The sequence below is a fragment of the Chitinimonas sp. BJB300 genome, from assembly GCF_002735695.1.
GTDB lineage: Bacteria > Pseudomonadota > Gammaproteobacteria > Burkholderiales > Chitinimonadaceae > Chitinimonas.
The window spans coordinates 1-16,264 of the sequence record NZ_PDZH01000094.1 but is presented as its reverse complement, the minus strand read 5'-3'; the positions used below and the strand labels follow the sequence as shown (position 1 = coordinate 16,264).

Here is a 16,264-nt window from a genome sequence, read left to right as displayed (position 1 = left end):
ATCGCCGACAAGCCCGTTGCTGTCGCCGCACCAAACGTGCTCAGCAAATAGTCGGTGTACAAATCGAGTTCTTTGTTCTTCATGGCGACAGGTTATCGTATGCACTGCGTAACATCAGTTAGTAAACTCCGCTTCCCCCGTCGTTCTCGCCTTGTCTCGCCTTAGCTCGCAAGACTTTGAACAGACTCTTTGGCAGGTAACTACGCTACCTTCTGCTGAAAACGCTCCCAAGCTTCAAGGTTGTATTCCTCCAAGTGGCGATGATCGCGCTGCCAGCCGAACAGCACCGTCGCCTGGCGACTGAAATCCACCGGGACTGGGTCGAATTCGGACAAGCCCACCATCAACTCAGCTTCAAAGAGATGGCGTACATCCACATTTACCAGCATATCGTCATCAACCATTTCGGCAAGTTTGGCGATAGCAGCGGTCTCTCCACCAAGCTCCAGTTGATCGAGCAATTGGTCCACGATATCCAGCGCATCTGCCTCACGCAGACGCAGGCGTAGCCATTCCACCGTACGGGCATCACTCTCACCCAACCAGTTACCCGGCTCAGTCCAACCAAACATTTCAATCGCGGCACGCAGAAATTCATCATGATTGGCGGCAATATCACAACAAACCCAGAGCATGCCGTCCTCGAACAGGCTCCATAGCTGTGGGTCTCGCTGCTTGGCGTCGGGCAGATCAAGCGCTGCGAGCACTTCAGCCAGCGCTTGCATGGCTTCTTCACTGGTGCCTTGCTCATTCAAGCGCGCCAGTGTTTCGATGCAGGGCTGTAATTTCGCCTCAAGCGCCAAGTCACGGACCTTACGTTCTGGCGCGTCATTGACTACCGTAACCGCCATCGGCTGGCGGCTCAAATCATCAGCAGCCCACATCGCCGCTTCAAACGCGACACGTAGCGCCTGAAAACCCTCTGCATCATCTTCCGGCCGATTAACTTTCAATAGCCGGGCATAAGCACGTTTTACTTCGCGCTCATCCGGCGTGGGCGCAATACCCAAGACTAGCCAGCAATTCTCAGTGGTCATCGCAAAACTTCCAATACGCCGTCAACCATAATGGACTGCCTCGGCTATTTGCCTTGTTACTCTGCATTTTCAGGCTTACCACCGTTTACCTGCATAACAAGCTTTAGAACCTGTCTAAAGTCTGCTGTGCGTCGGCAATATGGCGTTGAAAACACCCTCGGAATGCTCATTTACCACTTGTAAACTCCGCTTCCTCATCTGTTTTCGCCTTATCTCGCCCTAGCTCGCGAGACTTTAGACAGATTCTTAAAACGCACCTAATCCAAATACACAGCCAAACAATAAATGGGGGAGTGCTAAAGCCAGCCCTCCCCCTCCACTTGGTCAAGCAATCGTTTCAGCTCTTCCCGGCCTGTCACAATGGCACCTTCGTCCTGCTGCTCCAGCAAAGCTTGAAACTGCGCACCTGCTTGGGCTACCCACTGGCGCTCTTCGCCCAACAGCTGTTGGTACATGCGGTCCAAACGCGCCAGCAGCGTGACATTTGGCAACAGTTCACGAGGATGGATTTTCAGCTTGGACAACGCCTGCAGCTTTTCCTCCACCTGTTCAGGCGTTAACACTCCGGGGTTTTCTTCTATGACGAGGCGATGCTTTTCATTCGTGGCTTCCACCGTCATCTCGGCTTCCAACAAGCCATTCACATCGTAGGTAAAACGAACAGCCACCGCCATTTGACCCGCGGGCTTCGGTGGTACAGGCAGGGTGATTTCACCCAGAAAGATATTGTCCTTCACCAACCGGCTTTCGCCCTGAAAGACTCGGACATGCAACGCCACCTGGTTGTCGACCACCGTATTGACCGATTGTTCACGCGAAATCGGCACCACCGAGTTGCGTTCGATGATGGGCAGGTAAAAGCCGGGTTGAAAACGACCCGGCGCGGTCTGTTCGCTCACCTCAATCCCCAGCGTATATGGGCAGACGTCAGTCATGACGACTTCATTGAGGGTGACGTCACGTACCTTCAAACCCGCCATGACCGCCGCACCCTGCGCCACCACTTCATCGGGGTTGATATTCATGGCCGGAAGACGGCCAAACAGCTTGGCCACCAGCTTACGGATGATTGGTTTACGGGTAGCGCCTCCCGCCAGCACGATCTGGTCGAGGTCGATCGCTTTCAAACGTGCATCACGCAATGCACGTTCGATGGGTTCGCGTAGGCGCTTCAGTAGCGGTTCACAGCGGGCCAGAAATTCCGCCTCGCTGATTTCCCAACGCAGCAACTCCCCCGCATACAGCACTTCCATCGTCGTTGCGCTGGCGTTGCTCAGCGCCCGTTTGGCTTGCTCGGCCTGTTTGCGCAAAGCTTGATACAAGTTTGGATCGGACTGCTTATCGACCAAACCCTTGGCTTTGCCCGCCGATTCGATAAAGCCATCAATCAATAATTCGCTAAAATCCTCACCACCCAGGAAGTTGTCACCCGCCGAGGCACGTACCTCCATCACACCTTCAAACAGTTCCAGGATAGAAATATCGAAAGTGCCACCACCCAGATCAAACACCAGGAAACGGCTCTCGGGATTGCTCTGGTGCAAGCCATACGCCAAGGCGGCGGCAGTAGGTTCATTGACCAGACGCTCAACATTCAGCCCAGCAAGCTGCCCGGCAATCTTGGTCGCTTTGCGCTGCGCATCGCTGAAATAGGCAGGGACGGTGATCACGGCCTCTTCGACGGCACAGCCAAGGAAGCGCTCGGCATCAACCTTAAGCGACTTCAATACCAGGGCAGACAGCTCTTCAGCCCGAAACAACTGGTGACCCAATCGCTCGGTACGATTAGAACCCATGTAGCGCTTGAATACTGAAGCCGTCAGCTGTGGATGGGTAAGCAGCCGCTCCCGCGCTGCCTGGCCGACCAGGACTTCACCTTGGTCATCCAGCCCTACGACGGAGGGCGTCAATGTATGCCCCAACGCATTGGGAATCATCACGGCGCGGCCACCTTGCCAAACCGCCGCCAAACTATTGGTGGTACCTAGGTCAATACCAAGAATCATGGGTATACAGCTTTCAATAGCTCATCTGAATTTCATGAAGCATTTTACGTCAGAGCAGAGGGTGCTCTGGTAGCTCATTGCTGGATGCAGGCACACATTGTTCATATTTACTGAACTAGGTGATGAAAAAGCTCCGCTATCCTGCCATGCTGCACCACTGAATAATTCCAAACAAATTTAAAAAAGGCTTGGGAATCGAGCCCATTCATGGAAAGGCTTTGAATTATATGATCGTCAAGTACACACTGCCGGCCCGAATACTGCACTGGCTAACCGCGCTGGCCATTATCTCGGCTTTCGCTTTGGGATTGACCACTGGGGGAATGGAAGGCTTCAGCCTACAAAAGCTGCAACTGATTAATTATCACAAGTGGATCGGTATTACGGTATTGGGGCTCGTCGCCATACGCCTGCTGTGGCGCCTAAGCCATCGTCCGCCAGCTTTGCCCGCCAATATGGCCAAGTGGGAGCGCCAAGGGGCGCATTTGGCACATATGGCGCTTTATGTATTGATGTTCGCCGTACCATTGGGCGGGTGGCTGTATTCATCAGCCAAAGGCTTCCCCGTGGTCTGGCTTGGCCTCGTCAAACTACCCGATTTGATGGAGAAGAACGAAGCGCTAGCCCACACGATCAAAGAGATGCATGAACTCGGCGCCTGGGTGCTGATTGCACTTGCCGTAGCTCATGCCGCCGCGGCCCTCAAACACCACTTTATCCAACGCGATGATGTACTAAAACGCATGCTGTGAAATCAGACTGCACGCCAACTTGAACCGTTTTGCACTTGTAATGACAAACCCAGGCATTTTTTGAAATGCAGGCCCTAATGACATGCTTTTCCAGGAGTAAGCAATGCGTCAAACCGCTCTGATCCTAGCGCTACTAGCCAGCACAGGCTTGGCACATGCCGCACCAGCGGACCCCAGCAAGAGTTCGCTCAAGTTTGCATTCACGCAAATGAATGTGCCGGTAGAAGGTCAGTTCAAGAAATTTGCCGCAGATGTGGCATTCGATGCCAACAAGCTCGACGCCAGCAAGGTTCAGATCGCTGTTGACCTGGTTGCCGCCGATGCAGGTAGCTCGGACGCCAACCAAGCCATGCAGATGAAGGAGTGGTTCAATACGGCGGCTTACCCCAAGGCTACGTTTACCGCCACCCAGTTCAAGTCGCTTGGCGCAGGGAAATTCCAAGCTATGGGTCAATTTGGCCTCAAGGGCAAAACCGCGCCATTGAATGTGGCCTTCACCGTCAAACCCGAGGCGACAGGCCAATGGTTTGAGGGTAACTTCCCACTATCGCGCCTTGCCTGGAAGGTAGGCGAAGGCGAATGGAGCGATGTCGGTGCTGTGGCCGATGCAGTCCAAGTCAAATTCAAGCTGTTCGTACCAAAGTAAATCAAGCCCAATAAACCCGTATTTCAACCAATCAAAATTCCCAGGAGACAAAATCTCATGCAAGCCCAACTGATCGCATCCCTACTCGCCGCAGGTTTGTCCGCCGCTGCTTTCGCTGCACCGGAAAAATTCGTGCTCGACGCCACCCATACCTATCCCACCTTTGAAGTAAACCATATGGGTTTCTCGATCACTCGCGGTATGTTCAAGGAGACCGAGGGCAAGCTGGAACTGGACCGCGCCGCCAAGACCGGTAGCTTGGATGCCACCATCAATACCAAGTCAATCGAGAGCGGCCATGAAAAGCGTGACGAGCATTTACGCGGCAAGGACTTCTTCAATGTGGCCGAATTCCCAACAGCCGTTGTAAAAGCCGACAAATTCACCTTCGATAGCGACAAACCAGTCAGCGCGGATGGCACCCTGACAATGCTGGGTGTGACCAAACCGGTTAAGCTGAATATCGTGCCGATGAAGTGCGATATGCGAATGGGCAAAGACTTTGTTTGCGGGGCGGATGTCACCACCACCATCAAGCGCAGCGAATGGGGCATGAAGGCGTATGTACCATTCGTGGGCGATGACGTGAAGATCATGGTGCAAGTGGAAGCTATCAAGCAGAAGTAAGCAACCTCAAAGGTGCAAAAAAGAATCAGGCGACGGGAAACCATCGCCTGTTTTGTTTTCAAAAGAAGCTGACTACTCAGATTGTAAAATCCTCAGCAAACACCCGTGCAGTACGAGGGCGGATGTAAACCCGCTCACCACTTGTGTAACGGTTGAGGGCAAAGGCATCACGACTTAGCTCAGCCTCTACCGGGTCACCATTTTCCAAGCGAAGCTCCAGCCGGACGGTTGAGCCAATCGTACGGACATGATCAACCGCCGCCACCAGGGTCTGCTGGTTTGGCTCACGGAGAATTTCGATATCGTGCGGACGTACATAAGCCACCGCACTATCGTTCGGGATAGGGTGCTCGCCCACCTGAGTAAAACTGCCATGCACTCGGCTGTGGAAAAGATTCACATCACCCAGGAACTGGTAAACAAACGGTGTCGCAGGTGTGTCGTACACTTGTTCCGGTGTACCAACCTGCTCAATTCTGCCCTTGTTCATTACCACTACCCGGTCGGCAACTTCCAGCGCTTCCTCCTGGTCGTGCGTCACAAATACAGACGTGACGTTTACCTCTTCGTGCAGACGCTTAAGCCACCGGCGTAATTCCTTGCGTACCTTGGTATCAAGCGCACCAAACGGTTCGTCCAACAGCAACACCTTGGGTTCCACCGCTAATGCGCGTGCCAAAGCAATTCGTTGGCGTTGCCCACCAGATAACTGCGCCGGGTACCTATCCGCCAACCAATCCAGCTGCACCAGATTCAACAATTCATGTACCCGGCGCTTGATTTCCTTGTCGCTGGGCCGCGTGTGTTTGGGGCGGACTCGCAAACCAAACGCCACATTTTCGAACACCGTCATATGCCGGAACAATGCATAGTGCTGGAACACAAAACCGACCTGGCGTTCTCGGACATGGCGGTCTGTCGTATCCTCGCCATGAAAGTGAATCTGGCCGGCATCGGGTGTCTCCAGTCCAGCGATTATGCGCAGCAAGGTGGTTTTACCGCAGCCGGACGGCCCCAACAGCGCCAGTAGTTCACCGGTCTCGACTTTGAGATTGACGTTATCCAGCGCGGTAAATGCACCGAAATGTTTGGCAATTGATTGGATCTCGATACTCATAGGGTCACCTGTACGCCAGATAAGGGGGAGAAGACGTGAGGCGATATCACCTCCTGTTTGTACGCCAACCGATTCACGCCATCACTCATCCATCGCCATACGTGCATCCAACGCACGCTGGCGCTCGGCCTGCCACTCCACCCAGGTCTTAGCCGCCAATGTCAGCAACGCCAATAGCGCCAGGATGGAAGCACACGCAAAGGCCGCAACGAAGTTGTATTCGTTGTAAAGAATCTCCACATGCAAGGGAGTGGTATTGGTAAGTCCACGAATATGGCCCGACACCACCGACACCGCCCCGAACTCGCCCATGGCGCGGGCATTACACAAGATGACGCCATACAACAGGCCCCACTTGATGTTGGGTAAGGTCACCCGCCAAAACATCTGCCAGCCACTGGCCCCCAGCACCATCGCAGCTTGCTCCTCTTCGGTGCCCTGCGCTTCCATCAGGGGAATCAACTCACGGGCAATAAACGGGAAAGTAATGAACACCGTGGCCAACACAATGCCGGGAATCGCAAAGATGATTTTGATGTCATGCGCCATCAGCCAAGGGCCGAACCAACCCTGTGCACCAAACAGCAATACATAGACCAGACCCGCCACCACGGGCGACACCGAGAACGGCAGGTCGATAAGCGTGATCAGCAGGCTCTTACCCTTGAAGTCAAACTTGGCGATTGCCCAGGCTGCCGCCACGCCGAATACCAGATTCAAAGGCAACGCGACTGCCGTGACCAGCAAGGTCAGACGCAATGCAGACAATGCATCGGGTTCAACCAGCGCCTGCCAATACAGTGCCCACCCTTTGCGCAGCGCCTCGGCAAACACCGATAGCAGCGGCAACACCAGGAAAAACCCTAGAAAAGCCAGCGCGCCGCCAATCAACAGCCAGCGCAGCCAAGTGGGCTCGCGGGTTGCGGCAGAGCGTTGAACAGTAGCCGTCGCCAACAACATCCCTACCTCCTACTTACGCATGCCATGGCGACGCGTATGCCACCACTGAATCAGATTGATCAGAAAAATCAGCCCAAACGAAATCACCAACATCACGGTAGCGATCGCCGTTGCACCGGCATAGTCGTATTGCTCTAGCTTGCCGATAATCAACAACGGTACGATTTCGGACTCGAACGGGATATTGCCGGCAATGAAAATCACCGATCCGTACTCGCCCACTGCGCGGGCAAACGCCAGCGTAAAACCGGTCAACAAGGCCGGTACAGTCGCCGGGAAAATCACCTTACGGAAGGTTTGCCACCGGCTTGCACCCAGGCAGGCGGCAGCCTCTTCCAGCTCGGCTTCCAAATCCTGCAACACCGGCTGCACGGTACGAACCACGAAGGGCAGTCCAATAAACGTCAGCGCCACCACAATGCCCAATGGCTTGAATGCCACCTGGATGCCCAATGGGACCAGCCACTCTCCAATCAAGCCATTCGGTGCATACAGCGTGGTCAGCGCAATACCCGCCACGGCAGTGGGCAATGCAAAGGGAAGATCAACCAAGGCATCAATTAAGCGCTTGCCGACAAATTCATAGCGCACCAGCACCCAGGCCACCAATAGGCCCGCAAACAGGTTGATAACCGCTGCCAAAAGGCTCGCGCCGAAGGTCAGTCTGTATGCCGCCATAACCTGATCTGCCGTCACCACCTGCCAGAAAGCAGACCAGCTTAAGCTGGTTGTTTTCAGCACCAAGGCAGACAACGGCAGCAACACAATCAGACTGAGGTAGACAACGGTGTAACCCAGCGCCAAATTAAAACCGGGCAATACGCTGGCTTGTTTGAATTGCATCATGCCTGCGCGGGATGGCGCGGATGGATGATCCACCCGCTGCATCGGCAAACGCAGCGCCGCATCGGGTACAGGGTTGGTCAGCTCAGCCATCGTCTCGTACCTCATTTCCTGGCATAGACTTGGTCAAAGCTACCGCCATCGTCGAAGTGCGTCTTCTGCGCCTTGCGCCAGCCGCCAAATACTTCCTCTACCGTAAACAGCTTCACAGCCGGAAACTGACTGGCGTACTTCCTGGCTACCGTAGGGTCTTGTGGGCGTAGATAGTTCTGTGCGGCAATTTCCTGTGCAGCCGGGGTCCAGAGAAACTTCAGATACTCTTCCGCCTGCTTACGTGTGCCTTTCTTATCCACCACCTTGTCAACCAGCGTAACCGGCGGCTCAGCCCGCACCGATAAACTTGGGTAGATCACCTCAAAGCCGCCGTGGCCAAACTCGCGGGCGATCATCTCGGCTTCGTTCTCAAAGGTCAGCAGCACATCGCCAATGCCACGTTGCATAAAGGTCGTCGTCGCGGCGCGGCCGCCCGAATCGAGTACCGGTACGTTCTTTAGGATGGCAGCGACAAACTCGCGTGCCTTCTGCTCGCTGCCGCCGGGCTGTTTGAGCGCATACCCCCAAGCTGCCAGATAGCTGTAACGACCATTGCCCGTCACCTTCGGGTTGGGCATCACCACCTGCACATCCGGTTTAATCAAGTCTGACCAGTCTTTGATTTGCTTAGGGTTGCCCTTGCGCACGATCAAGACCTGCAAACTGGTAAATGGAAGGCTGTCATTCGGTAATCGTGCAGCCCAATTTTCTGGCACCAACTTGGCTTTGTCGTATAAAGCATCAATATCCGGTGGCATGTTCATCGTAATGACATCCGCTTCCAGGCCATCGATCACCGCTCTTGCCTGCTTGCCCGACCCGCCATGCGACTGTTGGACCACTACGTCCTCACCCATCTTGGCGCGGTATGCCTTCACAAAAGCGGGATTGAGGTCCTTATAGAAATCACGCATGACATCGTAAGAGACATTCAACAACTCGGGCCCCGCCAAGGCGGCACAAGAGGCGCTGGTAACGAAGGCAGCAACAATCAAACGGGTAAAGCGGGTCATGGTCGGGTCCCACACTGCGATAGCGAACGATCTAGAGCATAGCAACCGCACCATATATCTATTAATAATGATTTCTCCGTTCTTAATATCAAAATGGAACGTACCAACTTAGACACAGCAAAAACCGCCTGGAACACATGGCATAAGCTATCGTCCAGACTCCTGGTTTTTGAGCCAGACGGCATACAGAAACTGAAACCAAAAAATCGGGTTTCAATCCCATTGCCATCAACCCACCTTGAAGGAATACCGCATGCAATACCGCCAACTGGGCCAAACCGACCTGAACGTCAGCCTGATCGGCCTTGGCACCATGACCTGGGGTGAACAAAACAGCGAAGCCGAAGCCCATGCTCAACTTGATTTTGCCGTCGAACGTGGCATCACCTTGATCGATACCGCGGAGATGTACCCTGTGCCGCCCAAGGTGGAGACCTATGGCCTGACGGAACGCTACATTGGGTCGTGGCTCAAGAAGCGGGGGCGGCGCGATGATGTCATTATCGCCAGCAAGATTGCCGGGCCGCAGCGCCAACCCCATCAACCGCAATACATTCGGGGAGCCGGCAACCAATTTGACCGGTCAAATCTGGAAGCCGCCCTGCATGCAAGCCTTGAACGCCTGCAGACCGACTACCTGGACATCTACCAGCTACATTGGCCGGACCGTAGCACCAACACCTTTGGCAGGATGGGCTACCCGTGGATGGAGAATGAACAAAGCATCGCTATTGAAGAAACACTGAGCGTACTGGCCGAATTCGTACGGGCTGGCAAGGTGCGGCATATCGGGGTTTCCAACGAAACCCCATGGGGAGTAGCGCAATTCCTGCGGGCTGCTGAAAAGCTTGGGCTGCCACGCATTGTCAGCATCCAAAACCCCTACAACCTGCTCAATCGTACGTTTGAGATTGGCCTTGCCGAATTCACCCACCGTGAACAGATTGGTCTCCTGGCTTATTCCCCACTGGCGTTTGGCATGCTGAGCGGCAAATACCTTGATGGCGCAAGGCCCGCCAATGCACGGCTGACGTTGTATTCACGCTTTCAGCGCTACACCAAACCCAGCGCAGAAGCCGCCACGCGCGCCTATGTGCAGCTGGCAAGGCAACATGGCTTGTCACCCGCCCAGATGGCGCTTGCCTATATAAACAGCCGTCCTTTTGTCACCAGCAATCTGATTGGGGCAACCACGCTGCGCCAGTTGGAAGAGAACATCGCCAGTACCACACTCACCCTCAACACCGAGGTACTGGCGGGTATCGAGGCGATTCATGCTGATATTGCCAACCCGGCACCCTGAGTAAACAGCTTGCCAGTGTGTCAATGCGTCTGCTCGTGGCCGCTCATGAACAGGCGCAGCACACGACCATAAACCTGCTGCCGAGATTCCAAAACGCCCCCCAGCGCCTATGATGCAGGCACGCTCTTCCGATGCTTGGCTGCATCCAATGCAACCAGGGCCAGGAACCAGTTCGTACGACACCCGGAGTGCTCATGAGTTTGGCTGATGTCGACTTTGTCCTGCTGCCCGACGTAATCACCGAGGTGCAAGAACATCTGCCCCAGCTGGAGAGAGACCTGCACAGACTGGTCGAAGACCCCGACTCCAGCGACCTAATCGCTAGTGCATTTCGGCATGTGCATACCATCAAGGGTGATTTTGGCTATTGCCGCGCCACGCCCATCATGGAATTCGTGCATGAGATCGAAGGCGTACTGCAAAGCCTGCGCGAGAAGCATTTTTCCTGCTCACCACTGGTCGCTGAAGCGCTGCTGCAAAGTATGGACCAGATCCAACCGATGATTGACAGCCTGGTCAACACCCAGCAATTCGACCCCACACCACGCGATGTCCTGCTCAAGCTTATCGTTCAACTGGGCAACGCCTGGAACCAAAACGAAGCCGACAACCTGTCCCGCAAGATCCTGCTATCCGCACACGGCGCATGGCTTGCCGAGCCGGAAGATCGCGTCATAGCACCCGAGCCGTTTTCCCCGGAGGAAACACCCAACAGCATTATTGCCCTGGGCGAGCAACTGGCTAAAGGGCTTGCATGCCGGCAACCAGCCTGGCGACAACGTACACGCTTTCAACTCGCCTTTATCACTTCGCTCAACCAGCAATACCATCCACCCAGCAATAGTGAGGCATTACACATTGCCGTGCTTTGGCATGATGTCGGCTTATTGGCCGAACCGGACCAGTTACTGCTGCACCCGCCAACGGCAGACTCCCCCGATTGGGAACGCTATATATTGCACCCGGAACGCTCTGCTTCCTGGCTGCTGAGTATCGCGCCGGAGTGTATCGAAGCCGCCCAGATCATCCGCCAGCATCACTTATGGGCCAACGGCAAGGGCATCGCAGCGCCTGCCTATTCGTTGCCCCCTCATCCTGCCGCCATGATGCTGGCAGTAGCCGACCTACTGTTCGACCAGGTTGCCGGCCTGACCGGCGTCGACTATCGCCGCGGCGTGATGCGCACCCTGTTTGAAGTCAACGGTCATCTGGATACAAGATTCGATGCATTGGTCATCAACGCCTTCGAAACCATCGCGCCCACTTTCAGCGAACTGGCGTAAAGCCTTCGCCTACAGGACTTAGAACCTGTCTAAAGTCTTGCGAGCTAAGGCAAGATAAGACGAAAACAACCGAGGAAGCGGCGTTTACACCGGGTAAATGCGCATTCCGAGGACGTTTTAAACACCGTATTGCTGACGCATAGCAGACTTTAGACAGGTTCTCACCAGAGCGTAATACGGTCCTGCTCCGCCCGTACCATCGGGTCGCCGGCTCTGCAACTAAAGGTAGTAGCAAACGCCGGTACATTAGCCAACATACCATTTACCCGATACTTAGATACCGACTGGCTTTCACTCCCATTTGCCACCGCTTGCTTTTCAGCATGCGTATTTGCCTCCCGATGGGCATAGGCATAACCGCGGAAAAATGCGGCCATTGCATCCACACTCGGCCATTTCTTTTGCGCAAGCTGTGCGGCAACAGTAATGCCGGTGAGGTCGGCCACATTTTCATTGGTAATACGATTCGGGGGGACGGTTGCGCCCAACATGCTCATTGCGTACTCGGCATAGTGTCGAATCTGACGTTCTTCCATTGATTGAAAATACGTCACATCCGCCGGGGTCAGGCCCATCGGAGGTAAGCGTGGCATGCCAGGTGGAAGAGTTTGCGTGCCACTGGAATCAAAGCCATGCCCTATTTCATGCGCAAGCATGGGCCCCAGAAACCCATAGGAAAATGCTTTTTTGTTTTCAAAATCGATCTCGGGCAACCCAAGCATCATAGCGACATCTGCGATGACTGCATTGCGAGCCGGTAAATAATATGGCCCTCCAGAGGCCCAGCTTAATCCACCTTTATCACCAAGCCGCGGCAGCCTGCCAGCGCTGTTGATCACCCTATCCGTGTCCAGCGTCATTGCACGCTTGATATTACCCAGCGCATCATTGGTATCAATAGTGAGGGTGCTGTAGTCAATCCATGCTTCGGGCCGGGCAACCAAGATGGTCATATCATCAAGCCGACGTAGCGCGCCTTCACGACCTACCGCACTAATCCAATCCTGTGTCTGGATTCGAGTGCGCATCTCCTGACGTAACTCCTGCACCATTACATCAAGCCTTGCCAGCTTGCTTGTCCCCACCACTTTTTCCAGATAAAAACGGTCCAGCGCATCCGGCATCAACTTGGCTAGAAAACCCAGCCTAGGCCCTACTCCACCATTAGATACAAATTGGGGTTGCCACAAAGCATTCCAACGCTTTTCTTCAAGCGCAAAGTTTTCAGGCAAGTAACCGCTGAAGCTTTTCAAGAGACGCCATTTCAGAAAGCCTTTCCACTGCTGCACGCTGAATTCATTCAACACTTGCTGCAATCTGGCTTCGGTAGCTGCATCGACCTCCACTGCAACACCGGGTGGAATATTCAACGCATGCTTGAAGCGGGGCATATCGAATATAACGCCGTCTTGTGAGGGTGGCACAAGTGCAGCCAGTATTTGCTCCATACGTTCGATCGCTTCAGCAGCAAGCAAAGCTTGCTCGGTCGTCTCGCCCGCCAGTCCCAACATACGAGCAATATGGTCGCGTCTCGCATCTACAGCGCCGCCCAGCAGCACACTGCTCACTGGATATAACGCCAGTACAGCTGGCTGAGAATCGTTTTCAGGATCATCTGAATGTTTGGCAGACAACGTTATCGGCAATCTTGCACCCACACGCAACAGCTTTGCCATGACAGCAGGCACGTCCTGAGGCTGCGTCATACTTTCCACCCACTGCCATTCGTTGCTCAAGGCCACTAACGTCGAGGGTGCAGTTTGAGCTTGGCTTTTAAACAAACGTATAAGCTTACCCAGGTCGCTATTGTCGTTGGCCAGAGGTGATCGCGCCGCTATTTCTAACGCAGCCAACAATGCTTGCTCGTTCTTTTGCTTTAACCCGGTAAAGGCATCAGGCGGTGCAGTCCTGGCTGGGCGCTGAACATGCTCCGCCCACTCGCCATTAACCAACTGTTCAAAATCTGTACAGGCCAGGACGTTGCGTGGTGGGGTTGATGAATCGGAATTACCGCATCCAGACACCATACAGGCAGCAACAGCCGCCGTGATAGAACCAACCCGGAAGGCTGCAGTGCCAAAGATAAAATTCATATACTTGATACCCATTAAAGCCTGTTAGGGTATCAGTACATAGATCTTAAATATTAGTTCCCGCTAATTAAAAGGTGCAAAAATCGTAGCGATGGTCTCTACATGAACTTTAATCAAGGCAGTAATCAAGGCCCCTAAGAACCTGTTTACGATCTGTTACGACAGCTGTCAGCAGAGTAAAGTGCTGGGCAGAAACGGGGATGTACTTTGGTACATGAGGCTGCAAACTTCTTGGTGCAATGCACCTTAGCCGCTCGGCATTCCGGGGACTGCGAGCAGCACATGGACCCTGAGTAAGATCTTGAACAGGTTCTTACTAAAGGCGTAAAAGGCCTTGTCACCAGAGAGTGATACGGTCTTTCTCTGCCCTCACCATCGCGTCGCCCGCAACACACCCGTATTTCACAGCAAACGCCGGCAGGTTGCCCAGCATTCCATTTACACGGTATTTCGATATGGCGTGGGCAGGCACTTCAACCGCCATCTCTCGTATTTCGGTTTGGTTACGTCCATCTCGATGGGAAAACGCATAACCCTTGAAGAATTGTTCCATGGCGTTCGCCTCTGGCCATTTCTTATTGACAAGTTGTGCTGTCACTTCAAGACCTGTGAGGTCAGCCACATCCTCTCCGGTAATTCGGTTGGCCAGCACATCCACGCCCAGCGATTTTTTCACGTACTCGGCATAGTGCCGGTACTGGCGGTCTTCCATTGATTTGAAATAGGCAATATCGGCCCCGCTAAACCCCAATGGTGGTGGACTTGGCATACCAGGAAGTAACGTCTGCGCCCCACTGGTATCAAAGGCATGCGTCATTTCATGCGCCAGCAAAGTACCGAGCACGCCATAGGTAAATGCCTTGTTGCTTTCAAAATTGATCTCTGGTTGCGTTAGTAGCATGGCGATATCCGCTACTACCGCATTTCGGCCTTGTATATAGCCTGGCCCGTAGCTCGACCACCCAAACCCACCCCTTGCACCAAGCCGTGGTAACGTAGATGCACTACGCACCAGCCCATCAAAGTTCAGCTGCTTCGCGCGCTTGATATTACCCAACGTATCATCCAACGCCACTGTCAAACTGCTGTAGTCAATCCACGCTTCGGGCCGTGCAAGTAAAATGGACATGCTATCTAGCCACCGCAGGGTGGCTTCACGGCCCGCTTCACTGATCCAGGTACGTGTCTCAAACCGCGCCCGCATCTCCGTTCGGATTTCCTGCGCCAGGGTACCGAGGCCCTCAAGCTGGGCGGTCCCTACCACCTTCTCCAGATAGAAACGATCCAACGCATCGGGCATAAGCTCCGCTAGAAAGCGAAGTCGACTATCTAAGGGGAATGAGGAACGCAGCTGGTTGTTTTGCGCCAGAAACTGTGGCCGCCAATTGGCCAACCAGCGTTTTTCTTCTACCGAGAAGGTTTCCGGCAGATAGGCACTGAAGCTCTTCGCAAGCCGCCATTTCAGGAAACTTTGCCACTCCTGAACACTGAAGTCACTCAACATCCGCGACAATTTGGCTTCAAGTGCCGTATCAGCTACATCCACCTGCGTATCCAAGGAAAAACCCAGGTGCTGTTTAAAGGCAACCATATCAAAGGCGACAAGGTTCTGCGAGGTAACTGGCACACTCTCACTCAGTTGCTTTTCCATACGCTCAACCGCTTCAGCATGGATTACTGCCTGGTCAGGGGCGACCCCTGTTAGTTCCAACATACGCGCCACATGGCTACGTCGCGCCTCGACCGTATTACCAAATAGCATTCCCCTTCCTAGGATCAGCTCTAACTGGATAGGCTTGGTATCGGGTTCGTCTAAATCATCGGATTCGAAAAAATCAACCTGCTTGGCTTGCAATGCAATCGGCAATACCGTACCCACACGCAATAATTTCGCCATCATCATTGGCACATCCTGTACCTGCGCAATGGCATCCACCTGCAGTAACTCTTCACTCAAAGCGGTAATGGTCGTTGGTGCAGGCTGGGCCTGGCTGGCGAATAAGCGCACCAGTTTGCCCAGGTCGCTATTTTCGTTAGCCAACGGTGCGCGTGCCGCGGCTTCCAATGCCGTCAACAATGCTTGCTGATTCCGTAGCGGCAAATCCGCGTAGGCATCGGGCGAATCAGACCCCGCTGCGCGTTGAACAGACTGCAACCAGTCTCCATTGACCATTTGATCAAAATCCGTACATGCTGCCTCATTGCGCTGCTCGATACATCCAGTCATTAAAAAGGCTGTTGCCGCTGCAATAATGGAACCGCCCTTAAGTGCATTCTTGTTACCGATGAAGCTCATTTATTAGAAACCCGACTGATATAAGTCAGGATTGGTACGTGCATCCAAATTATAAGTTCCTTCTTATATTCTGATGTTACGCAGTGCATACGATAACCTGTCGCCATGAAGAACAAAGAACTCGATTTGTACACCGACTATTTGCTGAGCACGTTTGGTGCGGCGACAGCAACGGGCTTGTCGGCGATGGTAGGT

At 53.8% G+C, this 16,264-nt stretch carries 13 protein-coding genes; 5 read left to right on the top strand and 8 right to left on the bottom strand.

Annotated elements, in window-relative coordinates:
- Positions 1-200 precede the first annotated feature (200 nt).
- Positions 201-1,037 (bottom strand): J domain-containing protein, encoded by an 837-nt coding sequence (locus CSQ89_RS15320; protein ID WP_099406998.1) that lies wholly within the window; start codon positions 1,035-1,037, stop codon positions 201-203.
- A gap of 296 nt (positions 1,038-1,333) precedes the next feature.
- Entirely contained in the window at positions 1,334-3,043 is a 1,710-nt protein-coding gene (locus CSQ89_RS15315) for an Hsp70 family protein (protein ID WP_099406997.1), read from the bottom strand.
- A 227-nt stretch (positions 3,044-3,270) separates the two neighbouring features.
- Between CSQ89_RS15315 and CSQ89_RS15310 the strand changes: the two genes are divergently transcribed.
- The 3 genes from CSQ89_RS15310 (at position 3,271) to CSQ89_RS15300 (ending at position 5,068) form a co-directional block, all read left to right on the top strand.
- The gene (locus CSQ89_RS15310) at positions 3,271-3,795 is read left to right on the top strand and encodes a cytochrome b (RefSeq protein WP_099406996.1); all 525 of its coding nucleotides are present in this window, start codon (positions 3,271-3,273) and stop codon (positions 3,793-3,795) included.
- 103 nt (positions 3,796-3,898) lie between these two features.
- A complete protein-coding gene (locus CSQ89_RS15305) occupies positions 3,899-4,441 on the top strand; it encodes a YceI family protein (RefSeq protein ID WP_099406995.1) in 543 nt (180 codons plus the stop codon).
- Positions 4,442-4,498: 57 nt separating this feature from the next.
- Positions 4,499-5,068, top strand: a complete 570-nt coding sequence (locus tag CSQ89_RS15300) for a YceI family protein (protein WP_099406994.1) — start codon at positions 4,499-4,501, stop codon at positions 5,066-5,068.
- A 76-nt stretch (positions 5,069-5,144) separates the two neighbouring features.
- Here the strand turns inward: CSQ89_RS15300 and CSQ89_RS15295 are convergent, their stop codons facing one another.
- The 4 genes from CSQ89_RS15295 to CSQ89_RS15280 all read right to left on the bottom strand — a co-directional run bounded on the left by CSQ89_RS15295 (position 5,145) and on the right by CSQ89_RS15280 (position 9,094).
- The gene (locus CSQ89_RS15295; protein ID WP_099406993.1) at positions 5,145-6,185 is read right to left on the bottom strand and encodes a sulfate/molybdate ABC transporter ATP-binding protein; all 1,041 of its coding nucleotides are present in this window, start codon (positions 6,183-6,185) and stop codon (positions 5,145-5,147) included.
- Between the two features lie 81 nt (positions 6,186-6,266).
- Entirely contained in the window at positions 6,267-7,145 is an 879-nt protein-coding gene (cysW, locus tag CSQ89_RS15290) for a sulfate ABC transporter permease subunit CysW (protein ID WP_099406992.1), read from the bottom strand.
- A gap of 9 nt (positions 7,146-7,154) precedes the next feature.
- The gene (gene cysT, locus CSQ89_RS15285) at positions 7,155-7,991 is read right to left on the bottom strand and encodes a sulfate ABC transporter permease subunit CysT (RefSeq protein WP_099406999.1); all 837 of its coding nucleotides are present in this window, start codon (positions 7,989-7,991) and stop codon (positions 7,155-7,157) included.
- Between the two features lie 101 nt (positions 7,992-8,092).
- The gene (locus CSQ89_RS15280; RefSeq protein ID WP_099406991.1) at positions 8,093-9,094 is read right to left on the bottom strand and encodes a sulfate ABC transporter substrate-binding protein; all 1,002 of its coding nucleotides are present in this window, start codon (positions 9,092-9,094) and stop codon (positions 8,093-8,095) included.
- A 253-nt stretch (positions 9,095-9,347) separates the two neighbouring features.
- On the opposite strand from CSQ89_RS15280, the gene CSQ89_RS15275 reads away from it, so the two are divergent.
- Both CSQ89_RS15275 and CSQ89_RS15270 read left to right on the top strand, forming a co-directional pair.
- The gene (locus CSQ89_RS15275; protein WP_099406990.1) at positions 9,348-10,397 is read left to right on the top strand and encodes an NADP(H)-dependent aldo-keto reductase; all 1,050 of its coding nucleotides are present in this window, start codon (positions 9,348-9,350) and stop codon (positions 10,395-10,397) included.
- Between the two features lie 194 nt (positions 10,398-10,591).
- Positions 10,592-11,680 (top strand): Hpt domain-containing protein, encoded by a 1,089-nt coding sequence (locus CSQ89_RS15270; RefSeq protein WP_158229008.1) that lies wholly within the window; start codon positions 10,592-10,594, stop codon positions 11,678-11,680.
- Between the two features lie 161 nt (positions 11,681-11,841).
- Here the strand turns inward: CSQ89_RS15270 and CSQ89_RS15265 are convergent, their stop codons facing one another.
- Both CSQ89_RS15265 and CSQ89_RS15260 read right to left on the bottom strand, forming a co-directional pair.
- Positions 11,842-13,773 (bottom strand): M13-type metalloendopeptidase, encoded by a 1,932-nt coding sequence (locus CSQ89_RS15265; RefSeq protein ID WP_158229007.1) that lies wholly within the window; start codon positions 13,771-13,773, stop codon positions 11,842-11,844.
- 337 nt (positions 13,774-14,110) lie between these two features.
- A complete protein-coding gene (locus tag CSQ89_RS15260) occupies positions 14,111-16,069 on the bottom strand; it encodes a M13-type metalloendopeptidase (protein WP_099406987.1) in 1,959 nt (652 codons plus the stop codon).
- Between the last annotated feature and the right edge of the window lie 195 nt (positions 16,070-16,264).

Bases quoted from the DNA above. Each gene is read 5' to 3' on its own strand.
- CSQ89_RS15320 (WP_099406998.1), bottom strand. From the start codon at position 1,037: ATGACCACTGAGAATTGCTGGCTAGTCTTGGGTATTGCGCCCACGCCG.
- CSQ89_RS15315 (WP_099406997.1), bottom strand. From the start codon at position 3,043: ATGATTCTTGGTATTGACCTAGGTACCACCAATAGTTTGGCGGCGGTT.
- CSQ89_RS15310 (WP_099406996.1), top strand. From the start codon at position 3,271: ATGATCGTCAAGTACACACTGCCGGCCCGAATACTGCACTGGCTAACC.
- CSQ89_RS15305 (WP_099406995.1), top strand. From the start codon at position 3,899: ATGCGTCAAACCGCTCTGATCCTAGCGCTACTAGCCAGCACAGGCTTG.
- CSQ89_RS15300 (WP_099406994.1), top strand. From the start codon at position 4,499: ATGCAAGCCCAACTGATCGCATCCCTACTCGCCGCAGGTTTGTCCGCC.
- CSQ89_RS15295 (WP_099406993.1), bottom strand. From the start codon at position 6,185: ATGAGTATCGAGATCCAATCAATTGCCAAACATTTCGGTGCATTTACC.
- cysW (WP_099406992.1), bottom strand. From the start codon at position 7,145: ATGTTGTTGGCGACGGCTACTGTTCAACGCTCTGCCGCAACCCGCGAG.
- cysT (WP_099406999.1), bottom strand. From the start codon at position 7,991: ATGATGCAATTCAAACAAGCCAGCGTATTGCCCGGTTTTAATTTGGCG.
- CSQ89_RS15280 (WP_099406991.1), bottom strand. From the start codon at position 9,094: ATGACCCGCTTTACCCGTTTGATTGTTGCTGCCTTCGTTACCAGCGCC.
- CSQ89_RS15275 (WP_099406990.1), top strand. From the start codon at position 9,348: ATGCAATACCGCCAACTGGGCCAAACCGACCTGAACGTCAGCCTGATC.
- CSQ89_RS15270 (WP_158229008.1), top strand. From the start codon at position 10,592: ATGAGTTTGGCTGATGTCGACTTTGTCCTGCTGCCCGACGTAATCACC.
- CSQ89_RS15265 (WP_158229007.1), bottom strand. From the start codon at position 13,773: ATGAATTTTATCTTTGGCACTGCAGCCTTCCGGGTTGGTTCTATCACG.
- CSQ89_RS15260 (WP_099406987.1), bottom strand. From the start codon at position 16,069: ATGAGCTTCATCGGTAACAAGAATGCACTTAAGGGCGGTTCCATTATT.